The following is a 16,235-nucleotide window of genomic DNA, read 5'->3' as shown; positions in this document are numbered from 1 at the left end:
ATGCCCTCCGAAACAGAATCACCCCAGAATCTACCAACCGAGTCAAAGCCATTGCGAGTTTTGATTGTAGAAGACGATCCCATGATGCAGTTGGGTTTGGAGCAGTCATTAGCCGCTCATCCGCAGTTCACGATTGTCGGACAAGCCGAAGATGGCTATTTAGGCGTTGAAGCTGCTCTTAAACTGAAACCGGATCTGGTGGTTATGGATATTGGTCTGCCAAGACTAGATGGAATTGCCGCCACTCAGCAAATCAAGGCAGCGCTTCCTAATATCCGGGTAGTGGTATTGACCTCCCATACAACAGAAACCGAGATTATTGCCGCCCTTTCTAGTGGTGCGGATGCTTACTGCATCAAAGGTGCCAGTGTAGAACGCTTGCTCTCTGCGATCGCTGCCGCCCAAGAAGGTGCTACCTACCTCGATCCGCAAATTGCACGACGAGTAATTGACCATCTTAAACCGCCTTCAGTGACCGGCAGTGTTTCAACGCTATCGCAGCGCGAGTTAGAGGTATTGAAATTAATGGTAGAAGGCAAAAGCAATCCGGAGATTGCTGCCGCCCTCTACCTCAGCCCCAACACGGTCAAAACCCATGTCCGTGGCATCATGAACAAACTGTCTGTCGATGACCGGGTTCAGGCAGCTGTTGTCGCGCTTCGTTCTGGACTGGTGTAAACCAAATTCTGTAGGAATGCGATTCATTGTATTTCTACAGAAATGTCCGACGCTCCAAGTGATAAAGTTGTGCGATTTGATGTCTACTTTCCGTAAACTGTGCTGACTGTTGGTGCGTCGAAACCTGTAGTTTTGGCTCAATTAAAGACTGTCTGCTAGTCAGACGGGGAGTTTTTGTAATTGCCTCCGGGTGAATCAGAATAAACCCCATGCGTCGAGCGTATAAGTAGAATGACAACATGACCATGCACCCTTGAATTCAGTGTCAGGTCTCAGGTTAAGACGATTAGAAGCGATCGCACTTCATCCCCTTGTCTCACCCAACTGGGTGAACATCAATTCTGTCTTAAGCTAGATGAAAGATTGCCAAGGCTAAGCAAACTAACTCACGAGTCTTTAGTTTAATCGTGTCCAGCTACTTAGATGGTCAACAACACTTTAAAAAAAATCCTATCTATACAATTCAACTGTTTAAAAAAACAGTAGTTATCAAAATAATATGATTTATTTTATCTACCTCATGCTCTTGATTCACCCGAATGGATGATTTCGAGAAATGCCAAGCATTAGCACTTAAATAAAAGCTTTTTTAAAAGGTGGTAAGAATCAATATCATCCAAAAGAATGAGCTAGTTGGGTGAAGTGGAAGCTGAGAGCGAAACATTACCTTAGTAAGTGTAAGGAACACCAAATCACTTCAAGGAACACTAACCATGCAAGCTCCAATTAATACTCAAGCAAATGCTAACATCCAGACCAACAAACCTGTACTTCAGCGCGGTTCTCAAGGAGCATCGGTTGAGGAACTACAAAGACTTTTAACTCACTGGGGAAGTTATAACGGTGACATTGATGGAATCTTCGATATCGTAGTTGAAAATGCAGTGAAATCTTACCAGCACCGCGTCTTTTTGAAAGAAGATGGCATCGTGGGAAATCTGACTTGGCAGGCGCTTTACAAGGGTGCGCCCGTCAATATGCCGGTCCTGCAAAAAGGCAGCAAAGGTCAAATCGTAGTCACGCTTCAGCGTCTTTTACAGACAACTGGCGATTTTACTGCTGCAACTAGCCCAAACTTCGGCCCAGCAACAGATGCAGCGGTGCGTTCTTTCCAAAAGCGTTCTGGTTTAATTGCGGATGGAATTGTTGGCGATCGCACTTGGCACGCTTTGAGTAAGATTCCTCACTAAAGAAGGAATGTCACTCTCTTGACGCCTCTCCGTGAACGGAGAGGCGTCAAGAAATTTTTCTATAAGGTTGATGAATTAACCGGATTCGATATAACTTCAAAGACTAAAAGGCTAAGAAGCAACCCGATTTAGAGGTAATGTAAACCACAAGGTTGTCCCTAATCCAGGACTGCTATTCGCTCCAATTTCCCCGCCGTGGGCTGTGATAATTTGCTTGCAAAGATACAATTTTAAACCAGTGCCAGTCGAGCAACTGGATCTCGGATCTCGGATATAAAGATCGAATAAGCGATCGCACTCTTGTTGGCTCATCCCGATACCGTTATCCTGAAGCGTACAGCGCAGTCTTTGAGACTCAACGGTGGCGCTCAGATGTAGGCTCAGTTTGGGGGGATTATGCTTCAAAATATGGTTGAATAAGTTTTCTAAAACTCGCTGTAACTGAGCTGGATCGACCATGACCAAGGGTAAATCAGCGGAAACAAGATTCGTTAGTGTCGCTTGATTTTGCGACAGCGTTGGCTCTAAGCCTTGGAGAATCTTTGCAAACAGAGTCTTTATTTGAATAGGCTCGCAGTGGAGGATAATGCCCTCTTCCTCGCTAGAATGAGTTTCTAACAAGGAATTAATCATTCCCAATTGCCGCTCGTTCCCTTGAATCATGCGTTCGACAATTGAACGAGAAAGGGTAATTTTTTCCGCTGGCTGATTGAGCAAATTTTTTAGCACCATTACAGTTCCAATTACCGAAGTCCGAAGTTCGTGAGAAACTGTATGTAAAACAACGTCCTTGAGTTGGTTCATTTCTTGGAGTTCTGCCACTACCTGCTGTAACTGGGCAGTGCGCTCCTCGACAGTCCGCTCTAGACAGGTATTCAGAGTGGATACTTGTTCGTAAAGTTGTGCTTGTTGGATAGCGATCGCGACTTGGGTTGCTAGCGAACAGAGCAATTCAATTTCAAACTGCTGCCAATGACGCGATCCGCTGCATTGATTGGCGATCAACATTCCAAAAAACTCGTTTCCCACCAGAATGGGAACGCATAAACTGGCTTTAATTTGATATTGAGCGTAGTAGGCAGTATGAAAGCGAGATTTAACGACTTTCTCTGTATCATCAATTGCCTGAACCTGACCTTGTTTAAAGAAGGATTTAAGTTCTCTGAGGTAACGGTCACTTGTCACCCAGCCGAGAATCGATCGACAATCCGGTACCACTGATTCTGCTACAACTTTGCCTTGAGAATTGGTATCTAAGTGAGCGATGAAAACTCGGTCAGCTTGCAGAAATTGCCGAACCTCCTGAACGGTGTTGTTGAGAATTTGATCGAGATCCAGCGATCGCCGAATTCTCAACGCAATCTCTCCTAGTAAGCGAGCCGCACTCAGAGCGCAGATGCTAGCGCGATCGCGTTCTCCCGCAGCCCGGAGTTGGACTTCCCCCTCCTTTCGCTTGGTGATATCGAGAATATATCCTTCGTAGTGGGTGATGTTCCCTTGGTCATTGCGGACAACGCTGGTGAATTCATAAACCCATCGCACCTCACCATCAGAGCGAATCAGGCGATAGTCCTGTTCCTGAAAATTTAAGCCAGCCGCATCATACGCTTGAGTCTGAGCCTCAACTTGAGCTAAGTCATCGGGATGAATAACGCTACCATACGTCACCCTGCCACTCATGAAGTCATCCGGTTGATAACCCCACTGACTGATATTGGGCGAGACATATTCCACTGGTCGATTTTCTTGGGCAACCCAGCGGAAGACTGTAACAGGCCCTCTGATAAATAATCTGCGTTCTCGCTCTAGTGCTGCTTCGGCTCGCTTGCGTTCTGTCACTTCCATCAGCAAGCCATCCCAGAGAATATCACCGTTCGCCTGCTTTTCCGGACGAGAGGCGCATTGTACCCACTTAATTTTGCCAGTCGGCGTGACGATACGACCTTCCCAAGCCCAAGGTTGCAGCGTGGCGGCAGAAATATCTACAGATTCTTCATACCCTTTGAGATCTTCGGGATGAATTAAATCCTTAAGCAGTTGAAAATTCGCCTGAATATTTTCTGGTTCTAACTCAAACAATTCTTGGTACCCGGAACTGGCACAGACGATGGACTCACGACCATCCGGGCACCGCAGGTACTGGTAAATCATGCCCGGTATGTTAGCAACCATTCTTTGAAATTTCGACTTTTGCTGTCTTAGCTTGTCTGTTGTTTTCTGAATCGTTTCAATCTCGCCGTCAGCCAGAATTTGTTTGAGCTTTTCAAAGGCGGCTTCGTCCCGACAACACTCCCGGATGGCTTCTAGATATTCAGGCATTAGCAATTACTTCACTTCTTTTTAACTCAACCATTTTTCAACAATTTCACCAGATTAACAGGCTAAAAACCCTGAAAAATGAAGTCCGAAGTGTGAAAAGCTACGCTTTACGGTAACTTTCAACTTCTCTGGTTTTTCATTTTTTTATAGCCTTCATCCTTTAGTATTCCCATCCCCGCTTTAAAAATGCAGTCCATAGGTGATTGGAAGGAAACTGGCACAGAAAATGTAAAGTCTAATCTTTTTTTTCTATCAAAAGTAATAATTTTGCTGCCACGATAACAAGCAAGACTTGATTTTCAATTATCTTCACCGATTGAGCGATCGCTCAAAGGTTTATTTTCTAATTTAAGAGGAAACCATACATTTAACCTTCTTTTAGCGAATCACCCAATCGGGTGATTCTTAACCATGCTTTAGTTATTGGTTAGTAGCCATCGTTAAGGATGTACCAGGATTCATTCATCTGGCATCTTTATCTAGTCAGCATAGGAATCTAGTCAGTACAAGAGTCCTATTATTGCGTTTCTCGGTTGGATTGAAGACGAAATACCCAACTTCTCTAAGAAGTTGGGTATCTAAAGGACTAGCATCTTATAAATTAAATCAGATTGGTCTAGTAAGCAGGCATAAAACAGCTCTTAGACTAATAACATCTTTCTGTTTATGGTGACATTGCAAAAGGTAAAGTAAACCAGAAGGTTGCACCAGCTTTTGGAGAACTAGTCACGCCAATTTTGCCACCGTGAGCTTGTACAATCTGTTGACAAAGATATAATCCCAAACCAATACCCGTTGAGCGTCGTGCTTGCGAACCACGGGCATAAAGTTCAAAGGCGCGATCGCATTGTTCTGGATTCATCCCAACACCGTTATCTTCAATAGTGCAGCGAATCGTCTGTTCTTCAACGGTCGCCCTAAGAATCATCCTGAGTCCGGGTGGGTTATGGTTAAAAGCATTCGTGAGTAGATTTTCAAACACACGCCGCATCTGAAGCGGATCGGCGTTCACTGTGGGCAGTTCAGAAGGAATTTGATCGATCAGAATTGCCTGATTTTTGACACACAACGGCTCAAAATCCTCAACAATCTCTTGAATGAGAGAGTTAAGTTGAACTGGTTCGCGCTGCAAGACAAAACCTCGCACTTCGCTGGTGTGAACTTCTAACAGGGAGTTAATCAAGCGGAGTTGGCGATCGCTACTTTGAATCATCCGCTCTAAAATTGAGCGAGACACTGAAATTGTCTTTTGTTCGTTACCATGCGCTGTTAACAAATTCTGCAACACCAGTAACCAGCCGGTGAGCGGCGTCCGCAGGTCGTGGGAAACGGCATGGAGGAAGACATCCTTCAGTTCGTATAGTTCTTGAACTTCCTGGATTTTTTGCTCTAGTTGAGCGGTACGTTCCCGAACTTGGCATTCTAAGTTGGTATTGAGTTCCTGTACTTGTTGGAAGAGGCAAGATTGCTGAATGGCGATCGCAACTTGGTTTCCCAATTGTTCTAGCAAATCAATCTCGATCGGTTCCCAGCGCCTCGCTCCACTGCATTGATTAACAATTAATGCACCCAATAACCGATCGCCTTTCACGCGAATTGGGACAGCCACGGCGGCTTTGACGTGATAATCGCGGTAATAGGATGCGATCGCTGGGTGAACCATCGCTTGGGTTGTATCCTCAACGACTCGAACCTGATTCGCCTCAAACAAGGTTCGCATCTCCTCCAGGGAACTTCGATCGTCAAGTACCCAGTTCATAATCGGCGGGTAATTGGGTTCTACAGATTCAGCCATTACCCTGCCTTTTCCCGTCGTATCGGAAGCGATGAAGACGCGGTCGGCTTTCAGAAACGACCGGACTTCTGCCACCGTAGTGTTAAAAATTTCGTCTAAATCCAGCGATTTGCGGATTCGCAGCGCCATTTCTGCCAACAAGCGATCGCGTTCTTGCACCAAGCGCTGCCTCATTTCTGCCTGCTTGGGTTCAGTGATATCGTTCCCAATTGTCAGCAAACATGGCTCACCCTCCAAGTCGATGATTTCGGCACAGAAAAGCCCTATTATTACCTTTCCGGACTTGTTGCGAAACTCGAATTCCTGGTTGCGAACAGCACCTTCTTCCTGTACCTGCTGGATAACTTTGATGCGGTCTTCTGGATTTACCCAGATATTTAATTCCAATGTCGTATGACCAATAATTTCATGGCGTTGGAAACCTGAAAGATGGAGAAAACTTTCGTTGACATCAATGTATCGCCCTTCTTTGAGGGTGCTAATCGTTATCGAGTCAGGACTGGAACGAAAAGAGGATGCGAACTTCTCCTCTGAACTTCGCAGCGCCTCCTCAGCCCGCTTTCGGTCGGTAATATCCATTACCAACCCATCCCAGAGAATATCGCCATTGAGTTGCTTCTCTGGTCGAGAAGCGCATTGAATCCACTTAATTTTGCCACTGGGAGTCTGAATCCGACCTTCCCATTTACAAGGTTGCTGTGTCACAGCCGAAACCGCGATGGATTGTTCATAAGCCTCGCGGTCGTCGGGATAAATTAACTCCTTGCCACAATTTGCCTGAATCGCCTCCGGCTCTAATTCAAACAGTTCGCGGCAACCGGAACTGGCATAGGGTAAAGCCTGGGAACCATCCGAACGCTGAAGGAACTGAAAAATCATCCCCGGTACGTTAGCGGTAATTTGTTGCAGCCGTAATTCGCTCTGCCGTAGAGTTTCAGTCGTTTGCTGATGAGCGATCGCTTTCCCGAAACTTGCTGCCATCGTTATCAAACAAGCTTCCTCATCCTTTGACCACTGGCGAGCGTAGCGGCGATCGTCAAAGCCAATTAAGCCCCAAAGTTTTCCATTGCAAGAAATTGGGACAACTAATATAGAGGAAATTTGCTTGTTTGCCAAAACTTCCCGTTCGCCATTTGGAAGTTCGCGAATTAAACCCCGAACTGCCTTCCCAGCTTGCAAATCTTCGTACCACCGACTGATGCGACAAGCCGCTAATGCCTGGTTGTGTAAATTGGGATTGTGAATTTGAGGCGTTACAAACTCTTTTGTCCATTCAAATCGGTGGCTAAAGGCTAATTCACGGGTTTCTGGATGAGGATGAATCTCAAAAATATAAGCTCGATCCACCCCCGTTACTCTGCCTAGAGTTGCTAAAGCTTGATTCACGCCGACTGCAAAATCGCGATTCGTCAGCAGTTGGTGAGTCGCTTCCGCCACACTTTGTAGGAGATTAGAGCAATACATGGGGCTAGTTTTCGCATACAGTCTAGTGGAAACACGCTCTTCTGGATAGGGAATTTTTTGACTCTGACTTATGGTTTTGTTCACTCTTTAACCCTTTTGTTCGATTGCAGTGGAGGCTTTCATCCTTCGCGTCGATAAAAGTCTTTTGATGGGTTGAAAGCCAAAGGCAGTAGTCAGAAGAATGAATTTTCCAGAAGCATCATTAAAAATGATGAATTGGGAACAAATTCATCATCTAATCTTCAAGATTTATCTTTCCGATTTCCGAAAAAATACGGATCTATCACCCGATCGGGTTAACCAATCTGTAGGAGGGCGATCGCGCCTGCGCCAAGCGATCCTATTTATAGAGGCTCTTCACTTGAGACGCTGGCAGGCACTTCAAATGGCACTAACGACTTTAATTCCCCAAAAACTCCTCTCCAAAATTCCCCCTTTTCAACCCGTACAATTCGCGACCACTTTAGGAATTTTGTCTGCGTTGCTGCTGAATACATCTACTTCGACGTTAGCTCAGCCAGCATCCGATGTGTCTTCAGAACAACCCAACCAGCAATTGACTGTAGAACAGCAATCAGGAACGTGTCCCGCATCAGTCGGACTTTGGACAGTCTTGTTACCTTCTGAAGGTGCTGCCGATCATACAGTTGTCGCTGACACGAAAGCGATCGCTAGTAATGGGAAAATTTCGTCTTCAGGCAATACGTTTGTGGAATATGAAGCTCCACTGCAAGAAGCTTATGCCTCCTGCGTCGGTCAGGCAAGTTCTCCAGATTTACACTCCTATAGCTTCGAGTTTCGCAATGGTAAAGTCTATTTTCGCGTGAATCTCGATTGGGTTCCTGGCTATACCAAGATTGTTTCTAAAACTGTGGCATCTGGGCGTCCTTTCGTGCATTGGCAAGCCAGCGAATAAACTCCTGCAAAATCGCTCAAAATTGCTTTATCTATCACCTTTTGAAATATCGTTCGTCTTTGTGAAATCGAGGAGTAATCAGTGCCAGTTACGTGCCTTTGCGACTGGAGATTAATAATAAAGCGCTCGCTTCTTGTCTAATAGGAAGCGAGCGCACGTTTTTTTGCGTATTTTTGATACTAATTTATACTCTTTGAAGATACTGATACTTTTCGTTTTCCACACACTTTCGTAATTCTTGCAGCTTCCTCAAACGGTAAGTTGCATTTTGATACTCTTGTTTTGAAGGAGAATCTCCAAGCTGATTGAGTACGGCATCACTTTCCTGACTAATTGCCTCAAGTAAAAAAATTCTTAGCTTCTTGCGATTCTCTTTACCTAACTGAAGTACACGTAAGTTTTCCTCTTCTCCTTCTATCTGTATTTTTCTTATTACAGATGTACCTATTTTAGAAAAATCAGATTTTGCTAACCACTCGTAACTGTCTTCTGATACTTCTACAGTGTACGGTGGATAACCATTTTTTGGATAGAAGCTGATATCTAACATTAGCCTTCCTCCTGAGCCTCTGACTCCATAAACTCCTTCTCTGGAAAATTCTCAGCCCAAGCTATACCTGCATTATCAAACAATTCTTTAGCTTTAGCAGAAATTGTTCCTGTAGTAAGAACCCCAATAACAGTTTGTTTGTCGATCATTTTCTGGGCTTCCCCTGGATAGATATTCTTTTTTGTCTTAATTTCTATATGTGGCATGAACCTACCTAACTATTATACTCACTTTGAATCTGGCGGATTATTTCTTTTACTCGTGGAACCTCATCAGGATTAATAAGCAAAATATCTCCCTTTGAGTCATTCCCCGTCGTTCTTTGGGCTAAAATCCCTTCTTCTTTTAACTTATCAATAACCCACCCAATAAAATTTCTGTGTACTGTAAGCTTGTAGATCATCTTGTCCTCGTCAGTCATTAGATAGCTCCTTGTATGTCTCCGCTAAATGTTGACGGGTTGAAAAACCTTTTTCAAAAAGTTCAAAAATTCGATCTTTCATAGACACAACTTCTTCTGCACACATTGCCTCAAAAAATAATACTTTATAAAGAGATTTTATATCTCCTGTAGTATAATCACACTTATTATAAATGTCGTAAAGTTTTTTAATATCTTCTTCTTTTGGTTCATATTTAATGGGCTTATTCAGATAGTCAAGATATGATTTGAAGTCATGCCAGGATAACCGCGCATCAACCGCCTGCTTTAAAGCAAATCTACGCACTACTGCTGTATCCAATAGATGGGGTACGTTAGTAATTCCAAATACTAAAAAACGCTGGCTTGTGGATGGCTGAAGTTTATCAAGCTCCAGCATTAAAGTGGTCATCGTTCGCCGAACAGCATCATGCTCTTGGGTGCGGCTACGACTCATACAGAAAGCATCTAGCTCATCCAATACTAAAAACACTGATGTTCCATCTGAACAGCTATTTCTTAAATCTTGAAATATCTGCTCTAGGTTACGTGAGGACTGACCCAAAGCAGGGTCAAGCAATCCACCGATATTAAGCGCATAAAAGTTTATGTCATTAGTAACTTCTTGCTTGATCTGATCAAAAAGTAAGTAACACAGACTTGTTTTACCTGTATTGGGTGGCCCGTAGAGTAAAACAGATGCGGCAAGATCATAAAGGCTGAAATGACTTAGCTCAGAGTTATCAGCAGTCACTATAACCTTACAAAAACGAAATAGATACTTTTGTAAGTTATCTAACCCGAACAACTGTTGATGAGCAATTTTTCGCTTGATGTCGGCGTGGGTTGATTGCAATAATCCACTAGAGCTTTTAACAATACTGCTCATATCAATGGCGTACTCTCAAAATTTTGAAACTTTCCTTCTGCTACTTTACATTGCTAGTAGCTGCTCAGTCCTGGTAGCGAGCGCTATTTCAAGATACTCCCTTCTTAGTGAATGACGGCTCAGTATTTTCACTTATGTTGCACCGATCGCGCAACTATTGTCAGTAAAAATAATCGCTTGGAAGCGCGATCGCGTCAAAAAAAACCCGTTTTCTTCAAGAAAACGGGTTTTTAAAAATACCAACTTCTATCCTAATAACCAGTAGCTGCCAAATCCAACTCATGCGCGTAAGCAACCCGTTCCACCCTAGTTTCAATCCTGCCATCTGGATACAGATTAAATAAACGAAATCCTGGCGCTTCCTCATCTAAGGAAAACTGGTGGCTATGCGGTTCAAACTGAATTGACGTAGAGGGACTACCCAAGTAATGAACCTCACCGCGCCGCCGATAAAATTCTTGATGAATATGACCAAAAACAACCAACCGCACCTGAGAATGGCGATCGATGACAGCAAATAGTTCCTCTGAATTTTGTAATGAACTGCCATCCAGCCAATCGGAATCGACAACAAAAGGGGGATGGTGTAAAGCAATTAGGGTAGGACGTTTATCTGCACGCTGTAGCTGCTGGTCTAGCCAAACTAAGCTTTCTGAAGATAGTTTGCCATAGACGCAACCTGGTACGTGAGAATTGAGCAATAAAAACTGCCACCCTCCCGCTTCAAACGACTTCTCCGGACAAATCGGAGCCTCATTTAATACCTCTTGCATGACCAATGGTTGGTCATGGTTGCCTGGTAGCCAGTAAGTAGGAATTCCCAGAGGACTCAGCAGTTCTGCCAACCGCGTGTAAGATTGCGGCTTACCATCTTGGGACAAATCTCCTGTTAGCAATAGCAAATCCGGCTGAGGGCACATTCGGTGCAATTGCTCTAAAACTACATCAAAAGACTTGGCAGTAGGAAGCCCTAGCAATTCCTTTTTGGTATCTGCGAACAAGTGAATGTCTGTAATTTGAGCAATCAGAAGCGGGTTGGCTTGAGTCATAGTTTCTGTAATGAAAAGGTATTCTGGTCGCTGCTCAAAAAAATACTTAGCAAGTCAGTACACCCAGATGGCTGTTTTTGGTCAAACCAAGGCGATTCTCCGCTTAGAGATAACCAAAGCTGACGAACTTCCCCAGCAGTAGGCGAACGTCAACCATTCCGTAAATCCACTTACATTTGGAGATTCGTATTAGATTAGCGTTTCAGATCATCAAAGACTTGCGATCTAGGAACCCCGTTCCTGTGATCGTCATCACATCAGATAACCTGCATCAGCTTTGAATATAGCGACTAGTCTTCCAATTCGTACAGAGTCAATGCGTCCGGAAAAAATTTTGGTATACTAAGAATCTGCAATTGCGGCGGCATAGCCAAGTGGTAAGGCAGAGGTCTGCAAAACCTTTATCCCCCGGTTCAAATCCGGGTGCCGCCTTTTTAATCTGGGATTCCAATCAGACCCCCGCTACCAGCGATCGCTTTGCCGATGGCATAGGCGGGGATATTTTGGGATTCAAACCAGCTGATGGTTTGGTCGGCTTGGTTTGGGGGCACGAGGACTACAAAACCGATGCCCATATTGAAAGTATTAAACATATCGGCGGGTTTGACTTCACCAGCGTCAGCAAGCCAGTTAAAAATAGGTGGAATCTCCCACGATTGAAGATCGATCTGGATGGATAGATTGGCACCAATACAGCGAGGTAAGTTTTCTGGCAAGCCGCCACCCGTGATGTGAGCCATGCTATGAATGTCAAGCCCAGCCTTCCGTGCTGCTAAAACGGGTTTGACGTAAATCCGGGTGGGAGTTAATAAAACTTCCCCAAAATTCTTACCGTCTAAGGGCGCAAAGCCTTCCCCCCTGACATCGGTTGGGGAGGCGTGCAAGTCAACGCCGCTACGTTCAACAATCTTCCGCACCAGACTAAAACCATTGCTGTGGAGACCTTGACTGGCAAGAGCGATCGCCACATCTCCCTCTTGTACCTGAGAACCATCCAATATCTGGCTCTTTTCCACAATCCCCACACAAAAACCCGCCAAGTCATACTCGCCCAGTTGGTAAAAACCCGGCATTTCTGCGGTTTCTCCTCCCAGTAGGGCACACCCCGACTCACGACATCCCGCAGCGATGCCATCAACCACCTGAGTCAGCTGCTCTGGGTTTAGTTGCCCTGTGGCTAAATAATCTAGAAAAAATAACGGTTCTGCACCACACGTCAACACATCGTTGACGCACATTGCTACAAGGTCAATTCCCACGGTGTGGTGAAAGTTGAGCTGATGGGCGAGTTTTAGCTTGGTGCCTACGCCATCCGTCCCTGAAACCAAAACCGGCTCTTTGTATCCAGTTGGCAACTGAAACCAACCACTAAAGCCGCCTAAACCACCCAATACTTCTGAGCGGTGCGTACTTTGCACCAAACTGCGGATTTTCTCTACAAAACTCCGCCCCGCCTCAACATCTACACCAGCGTCTCGATAATCCATGAATTCAAACCTGTTCAGCAGCGATCAAGAGACGTATTTTACTTGGCTAACGCGACAGATAGGACAGCGATCGCAATTTTGTACCGTTGGGCAGCACTATGCCCCGATTGCTTCACCAATTATTCACAAACTGGCTTCCTCGTTTGTGAAGTTCTGATAAAGTTCCGGAAACCTGATTTTTGTCTCAAACCATATTGACTTCAACATCATAACCGCATTTTTTCGGAAATTACTGTGTGAAGGTTTCATAAAGTTGTTGCTTCCTAGAGGAAATCCCCGATCCCCTTTTCAAAAACTTCATGGTAGTCTGTTGCAGTTCCACAGACCAGGGTGAACACAGAACGAGTACGAGTTATCGATTGGGCAAATGAGCCGTCTGGCGCTACCACTGGCATTTGGCTCTAAGCTCGACCTCCCAGTACTTTTCACAAGGACTCTATGAACCAAAGATTTTGTTTCGGAATGTTTGCAACCCTTTTAACGACTGCCCTCCTGGGTACGACTACATCTAGTTATGCGGAGTCAATCAAGGGGGTTAACCAAGCTTCCGAATCCCGTGTTTCTCAGGCGCAACAGACAAGCAAATCGAGAGTGACTAAAAATAACCTTCGGCAAGCAGTCTCGTCGCCCTTACTCTCAACACCGTCAAACCTTCAGCCGACTGACAGTGTCAAATTGGGAGAATACCAGTCCCAAGCCGCGCTCCGTTGCTTAGTAAAACCTTGTCCAAGCGCAATGGATCGGGCGGTTGTTGCTAAAATTCTTCCCCATGACTTAAACGGGTATCAGGCAGCAACACTCTATGTCCGCAGTATTCCAGTCTTAACCTTTCTCGGCTCCCGTCAAGCTCCCGCAGAAAGCACGAAAGTAGGGGAAACCCAGAGAACTTCAGACGGGTCGCGTCAAGCGGATGCCAACACTTCTCAAGACGATCCGGTTTGGCGAGCCACTGCTGTTGCTGCGAAGCTGAATCAGTTGAGCCGAGATCAAGTGGATGCGAAAGCGATCGCGGTCGTTTGGAATGGTGACAAGAGCAACTACAGCATTAAAGTGAATGGCGAGGAACTGGTGGAGGTAAACGGGAAAACAAGATTGCCCGACACCACTCGTAACATTGCCACCGATGCCTTACAAGCAACTAATCGGCTGAGACGCCTGATGGGGAACGCGCCGCCGCTACGGGCAATTGCAGGTGTACCCACATCTAAGCCCAAGCCGCGCCAGATTGCCAAGCGCCCTAGCGCTTCCAGAGTCGCGAACGAGCGATCGCGCGTCGTGCAACAACCATCGAACGCCATTGCCTACAGACCAGTCATCTCCGAGCTTAAGGGCATGGCATCCTGGTATGGTTACGCGGGCAATGGCACTCAAAGTGCCAGCGGTGAAAGATTTAATGAGAATGCAATGACCGCGGCTCACCGTACCTTACCTTTCGGAACCCAAGTGCGCGTGACTAACACAAACAACGGGCGTTCTGTCGTCGTGCGAATCAACGATCGCGGGCCTTTTATCCGGGGTCGGATCATTGACGTGTCAGCCGGGGCTGCTAGAGTTCTAGGCATGATCAGCAGTGGTGTGGCACCCGTGCGTGTAGAAATTCTGGGCAAACCGCAGAAGGTAGCAGTTGATGACAACTAAACTTTTAGCCACAAAGGTGTTAAGCCCAGACTCTTGACATTGAACCTCCTGTTCACCTAAAACGCCCAATCCTCTTTTCTGGAGATAGACTACTGGGCAGAGAGTAGTGTTAGTGGTTAGTAGTTAGTTGCTCGAAAACCAATTACTAACCACTAACAACCAAAAAAGGGGGGTTTGGTGCGCCTGTTTACGACAACTGCTGGATTGCACTGCTACTTGGATTTATACCGGCATCCCTTGAAAATCGGTTTTGTACCGACAATGGGAGCATTGCACGCAGGGCATCTTAGCTTAATCCAACACGCTCGACGCGACAACGATCGGGTCATCGTCAGCATCTTCGTAAATCCGTTACAGTTTGGCCCGACAGAGGATTTTCAACAATATCCTCGTCGGCTAGAGCAGGATTGGCAATTGTGCGAACAAGCGGGGGTAGATGCGATTTTTGCCCCCGCTCCTGAAGAAATGTACGGAATGAGGAATGTGGAAAGGACGCTTGCGCCTGTTCCCGATTCCCAATTACCCATTCCCAATGACTTAACTCAGGTAGTTCCACCGGAGAGCATGACCTCATTGTTGTGCGGTCGCTCTCGTCCCGGACACTTTCAGGGAGTGGCGACAGTGGTGGCGAAGCTATTGAACCTGGTACAACCGACTCATGCTTATTTTGGCGAGAAAGATGCCCAGCAACTGGCGATTATCCGGCGTCTGGTGGCGGATCTCAATTTGCCGGTAGAGATTATCGGGTGTCCCATCGTCAGGGAGGCGTCGGGACTGGCACTCTCGTCCCGCAATCAGTATCTAAGTGCTGAACAGAAAGAACAGGCGTCTGTCTTGTATCGCGGCTTACAGCAAGCGCAGAAGAAATTTAAATCGGGAGATCGCGATCGCATTGTTCTCATTGAGGCAGCTCAAAAGGAATTTGCACTCGTCCCAGAGGTACAGATCGAGTATATTGAACTGGTTCACCCAACAACTCTCATGCGATTGGAAAAAGTTGACGAGGCGGGACTGTTAAGCATCGCGGCGCGGCTAGGAACAACCCGTTTGATTGATAATGTAACTTTGCGCGATCGCCAGCCGATTCTGGCGATTGATGGCCCTGCCGGAGCAGGAAAATCGACCGTAGCCCGCACGGTTGCCCAGTCTTTAGGACTACTTTATTTAGACACCGGGGCGATGTACCGCGCCCTGACTTGGCTGGTTCTGGAATCAGGAACCAGCGTCAAAGATGAACCCGCGATCGCCGAATTAGCGAGTGGTTCTCAGATTCAGCTAAGCACCAGTGACGACCTCCAGACGCCAGTGCGGGTTTGGATTCACGATCGGGAAGTCACCCAGGCAATTCGCTCGCGAGAAGTCACGGCTCAAGTATCAGCGATCGCTGCTCAACCCTACGTCCGCCGAGAACTCGTAAAACAACAGCAGCGCTGGGGAGTAAAAGGAGGCGTCGTCGCCGAAGGACGCGACATTGGCACCCACGTTTTCCCGGATGCGGAACTCAAAATCTTCTTAACCGCCTCCGCTCACGCACGGGCGCAACGCCGTCAGCAAGACCTGAAAAACCAAGCTCAGCCAGAAGTCAGTTTAGAGCAGTTAGAACGGGACATTCAAGAACGCGATACCCGCGACAGCACCCGCGCCTTGGCACCCCTGCGAAAGGCAGCCGATGCCATCGAGATCCAAACCGACGGTCTGAGCATAGCCGAAGTCACTGCACAAATTGTCAGCCTTTATCATCAAAGGCTGTCTGTGCCTGTCTAGCGGCTGCTTTCTGAATGTACGGTTTAACAAAAATACAAGGTCAGTAAAAACTAACTTTAACCCGGATTAACTTCT

15 protein-coding genes and 1 tRNA gene are annotated in these 16,235 nt (G+C 46.1%); 7 read left to right on the top strand and 9 right to left on the bottom strand.

Features of this window, described 5'->3' with window-relative positions:
- Nucleotides 1-678: a response regulator gene (locus NC996_RS11425; RefSeq protein ID WP_190690335.1), complete on the top strand. Its 678-nt coding sequence runs from the start codon at nt 1-3 to the stop codon at nt 676-678.
- Between the two features lie 34 nt (nt 679-712).
- Here NC996_RS11425 and NC996_RS11420 read toward each other — a convergent pair whose 3' ends face one another.
- A complete protein-coding gene (locus tag NC996_RS11420; RefSeq protein ID WP_190415360.1) occupies nt 713-919 on the bottom strand; it encodes a hypothetical protein in 207 nt (68 codons plus the stop codon).
- A 472-nt stretch (nt 920-1,391) separates the two neighbouring features.
- Between NC996_RS11420 and NC996_RS11415 the strand changes: the two genes are divergently transcribed.
- Nucleotides 1,392-1,868, top strand: a complete 477-nt coding sequence (locus NC996_RS11415) for a peptidoglycan-binding protein (protein WP_190428819.1) — start codon at nt 1,392-1,394, stop codon at nt 1,866-1,868.
- A gap of 111 nt (nt 1,869-1,979) precedes the next feature.
- Here the strand turns inward: NC996_RS11415 and NC996_RS11410 are convergent, their stop codons facing one another.
- A complete protein-coding gene (locus NC996_RS11410; protein ID WP_190428818.1) occupies nt 1,980-4,187 on the bottom strand; it encodes a PAS domain-containing protein in 2,208 nt (735 codons plus the stop codon).
- A 664-nt stretch (nt 4,188-4,851) separates the two neighbouring features.
- The gene (locus tag NC996_RS11405; RefSeq protein WP_190690332.1) at nt 4,852-7,530 is read right to left on the bottom strand and encodes a GAF domain-containing protein; all 2,679 of its coding nucleotides are present in this window, start codon (nt 7,528-7,530) and stop codon (nt 4,852-4,854) included.
- 124 nt (nt 7,531-7,654) lie between these two features.
- Between NC996_RS11405 and NC996_RS11400 the strand changes: the two genes are divergently transcribed.
- Nucleotides 7,655-8,362 carry a hypothetical protein gene (locus NC996_RS11400; RefSeq protein ID WP_190690329.1) on the top strand — a complete coding sequence of 236 codons (708 nt, stop codon included), beginning with the start codon at nt 7,655-7,657 and terminating at the stop codon, nt 8,360-8,362.
- Nucleotides 8,363-8,546: 184 nt separating this feature from the next.
- Here the strand turns inward: NC996_RS11400 and NC996_RS11395 are convergent, their stop codons facing one another.
- From NC996_RS11395 to cpdA, 5 genes are all read right to left on the bottom strand, one after another.
- Nucleotides 8,547-8,912 carry a hypothetical protein gene (locus NC996_RS11395; RefSeq protein WP_190690326.1) on the bottom strand — a complete coding sequence of 122 codons (366 nt, stop codon included), beginning with the start codon at nt 8,910-8,912 and terminating at the stop codon, nt 8,547-8,549.
- Nucleotides 8,912-9,118, bottom strand: coding sequence for a hypothetical protein (locus NC996_RS11390; protein ID WP_190690322.1), 207 nt, complete (start codon nt 9,116-9,118; stop codon nt 8,912-8,914). The genes NC996_RS11395 and NC996_RS11390 overlap by 1 nt, the downstream gene beginning before the upstream one ends.
- An 8-nt stretch (nt 9,119-9,126) precedes the next feature.
- Complete coding sequence (locus NC996_RS11385) at nt 9,127-9,333, bottom strand: hypothetical protein (RefSeq protein ID WP_190690319.1); 207 nt, start codon at nt 9,331-9,333, stop codon at nt 9,127-9,129.
- Nucleotides 9,326-10,222 (bottom strand): ATP-binding protein, encoded by an 897-nt coding sequence (locus NC996_RS11380; RefSeq protein WP_190690316.1) that lies wholly within the window; start codon nt 10,220-10,222, stop codon nt 9,326-9,328. The genes NC996_RS11385 and NC996_RS11380 overlap by 8 nt, the downstream gene beginning before the upstream one ends.
- A gap of 251 nt (nt 10,223-10,473) precedes the next feature.
- Entirely contained in the window at nt 10,474-11,271 is a 798-nt protein-coding gene (gene cpdA / locus NC996_RS11375) for a 3',5'-cyclic-AMP phosphodiesterase (RefSeq protein ID WP_190415375.1), read from the bottom strand.
- Nucleotides 11,272-11,631: 360 nt separating this feature from the next.
- Between cpdA and NC996_RS11370 the strand changes: the two genes are divergently transcribed.
- A tRNA-Cys gene (locus tag NC996_RS11370) sits at nt 11,632-11,703 on the top strand.
- Between the two features lie 2 nt (nt 11,704-11,705).
- Here the strand turns inward: NC996_RS11370 and purM are convergent.
- Entirely contained in the window at nt 11,706-12,758 is a 1,053-nt protein-coding gene (gene purM, locus NC996_RS11365) for a phosphoribosylformylglycinamidine cyclo-ligase (RefSeq protein ID WP_190690312.1), read from the bottom strand.
- Here purM and NC996_RS11360 point away from each other — a divergent pair.
- The 3 genes from NC996_RS11360 to NC996_RS11350 all read left to right on the top strand — a co-directional run bounded on the left by NC996_RS11360 (nt 12,757) and on the right by NC996_RS11350 (nt 16,160).
- Nucleotides 12,757-12,915: a hypothetical protein gene (locus NC996_RS11360; RefSeq protein WP_190415379.1), complete on the top strand. Its 159-nt coding sequence runs from the start codon at nt 12,757-12,759 to the stop codon at nt 12,913-12,915. The two genes, purM and NC996_RS11360, sit on opposite strands and share 2 nt — an antisense overlap.
- A 305-nt stretch (nt 12,916-13,220) precedes the next feature.
- Nucleotides 13,221-14,396: a septal ring lytic transglycosylase RlpA family protein gene (locus NC996_RS11355; RefSeq protein WP_242037726.1), complete on the top strand. Its 1,176-nt coding sequence runs from the start codon at nt 13,221-13,223 to the stop codon at nt 14,394-14,396.
- Between the two features lie 177 nt (nt 14,397-14,573).
- The gene (locus NC996_RS11350; protein WP_190690305.1) at nt 14,574-16,160 is read left to right on the top strand and encodes a bifunctional pantoate--beta-alanine ligase/(d)CMP kinase; all 1,587 of its coding nucleotides are present in this window, start codon (nt 14,574-14,576) and stop codon (nt 16,158-16,160) included.
- Nucleotides 16,161-16,235: the final 75 nt, after the last annotated feature.

The organism is Trichocoleus sp. ST-U2 (assembly GCF_039961875.1).
Lineage (GTDB): Bacteria > Cyanobacteriota > Cyanobacteriia > Cyanobacteriales > FACHB-T130 > FACHB-T130.
This window is presented reverse-complemented; position numbering and strand designations above follow the sequence as displayed.

Bases quoted from the DNA above. Each gene is read 5' to 3' on its own strand.
- NC996_RS11425 (WP_190690335.1), top strand. From the start codon at position 1: ATGCCCTCCGAAACAGAATCACCCCAGAATCTACCAACCGAGTCAAAG.
- NC996_RS11420 (WP_190415360.1), bottom strand. From the start codon at position 919: ATGTTGTCATTCTACTTATACGCTCGACGCATGGGGTTTATTCTGATT.
- NC996_RS11415 (WP_190428819.1), top strand. From the start codon at position 1,392: ATGCAAGCTCCAATTAATACTCAAGCAAATGCTAACATCCAGACCAAC.
- NC996_RS11410 (WP_190428818.1), bottom strand. From the start codon at position 4,187: ATGCCTGAATATCTAGAAGCCATCCGGGAGTGTTGTCGGGACGAAGCC.
- NC996_RS11400 (WP_190690329.1), top strand. From the start codon at position 7,655: ATGATGAATTGGGAACAAATTCATCATCTAATCTTCAAGATTTATCTT.
- NC996_RS11395 (WP_190690326.1), bottom strand. From the start codon at position 8,912: ATGTTAGATATCAGCTTCTATCCAAAAAATGGTTATCCACCGTACACT.
- NC996_RS11390 (WP_190690322.1), bottom strand. From the start codon at position 9,118: ATGCCACATATAGAAATTAAGACAAAAAAGAATATCTATCCAGGGGAA.
- NC996_RS11385 (WP_190690319.1), bottom strand. From the start codon at position 9,333: ATGACTGACGAGGACAAGATGATCTACAAGCTTACAGTACACAGAAAT.
- NC996_RS11380 (WP_190690316.1), bottom strand. From the start codon at position 10,222: ATGAGCAGTATTGTTAAAAGCTCTAGTGGATTATTGCAATCAACCCAC.
- cpdA (WP_190415375.1), bottom strand. From the start codon at position 11,271: ATGACTCAAGCCAACCCGCTTCTGATTGCTCAAATTACAGACATTCAC.
- NC996_RS11360 (WP_190415379.1), top strand. From the start codon at position 12,757: ATGAATTCAAACCTGTTCAGCAGCGATCAAGAGACGTATTTTACTTGG.
- purM (WP_190690312.1), bottom strand. From the start codon at position 12,758: ATGGATTATCGAGACGCTGGTGTAGATGTTGAGGCGGGGCGGAGTTTT.
- NC996_RS11355 (WP_242037726.1), top strand. From the start codon at position 13,221: ATGTTTGCAACCCTTTTAACGACTGCCCTCCTGGGTACGACTACATCT.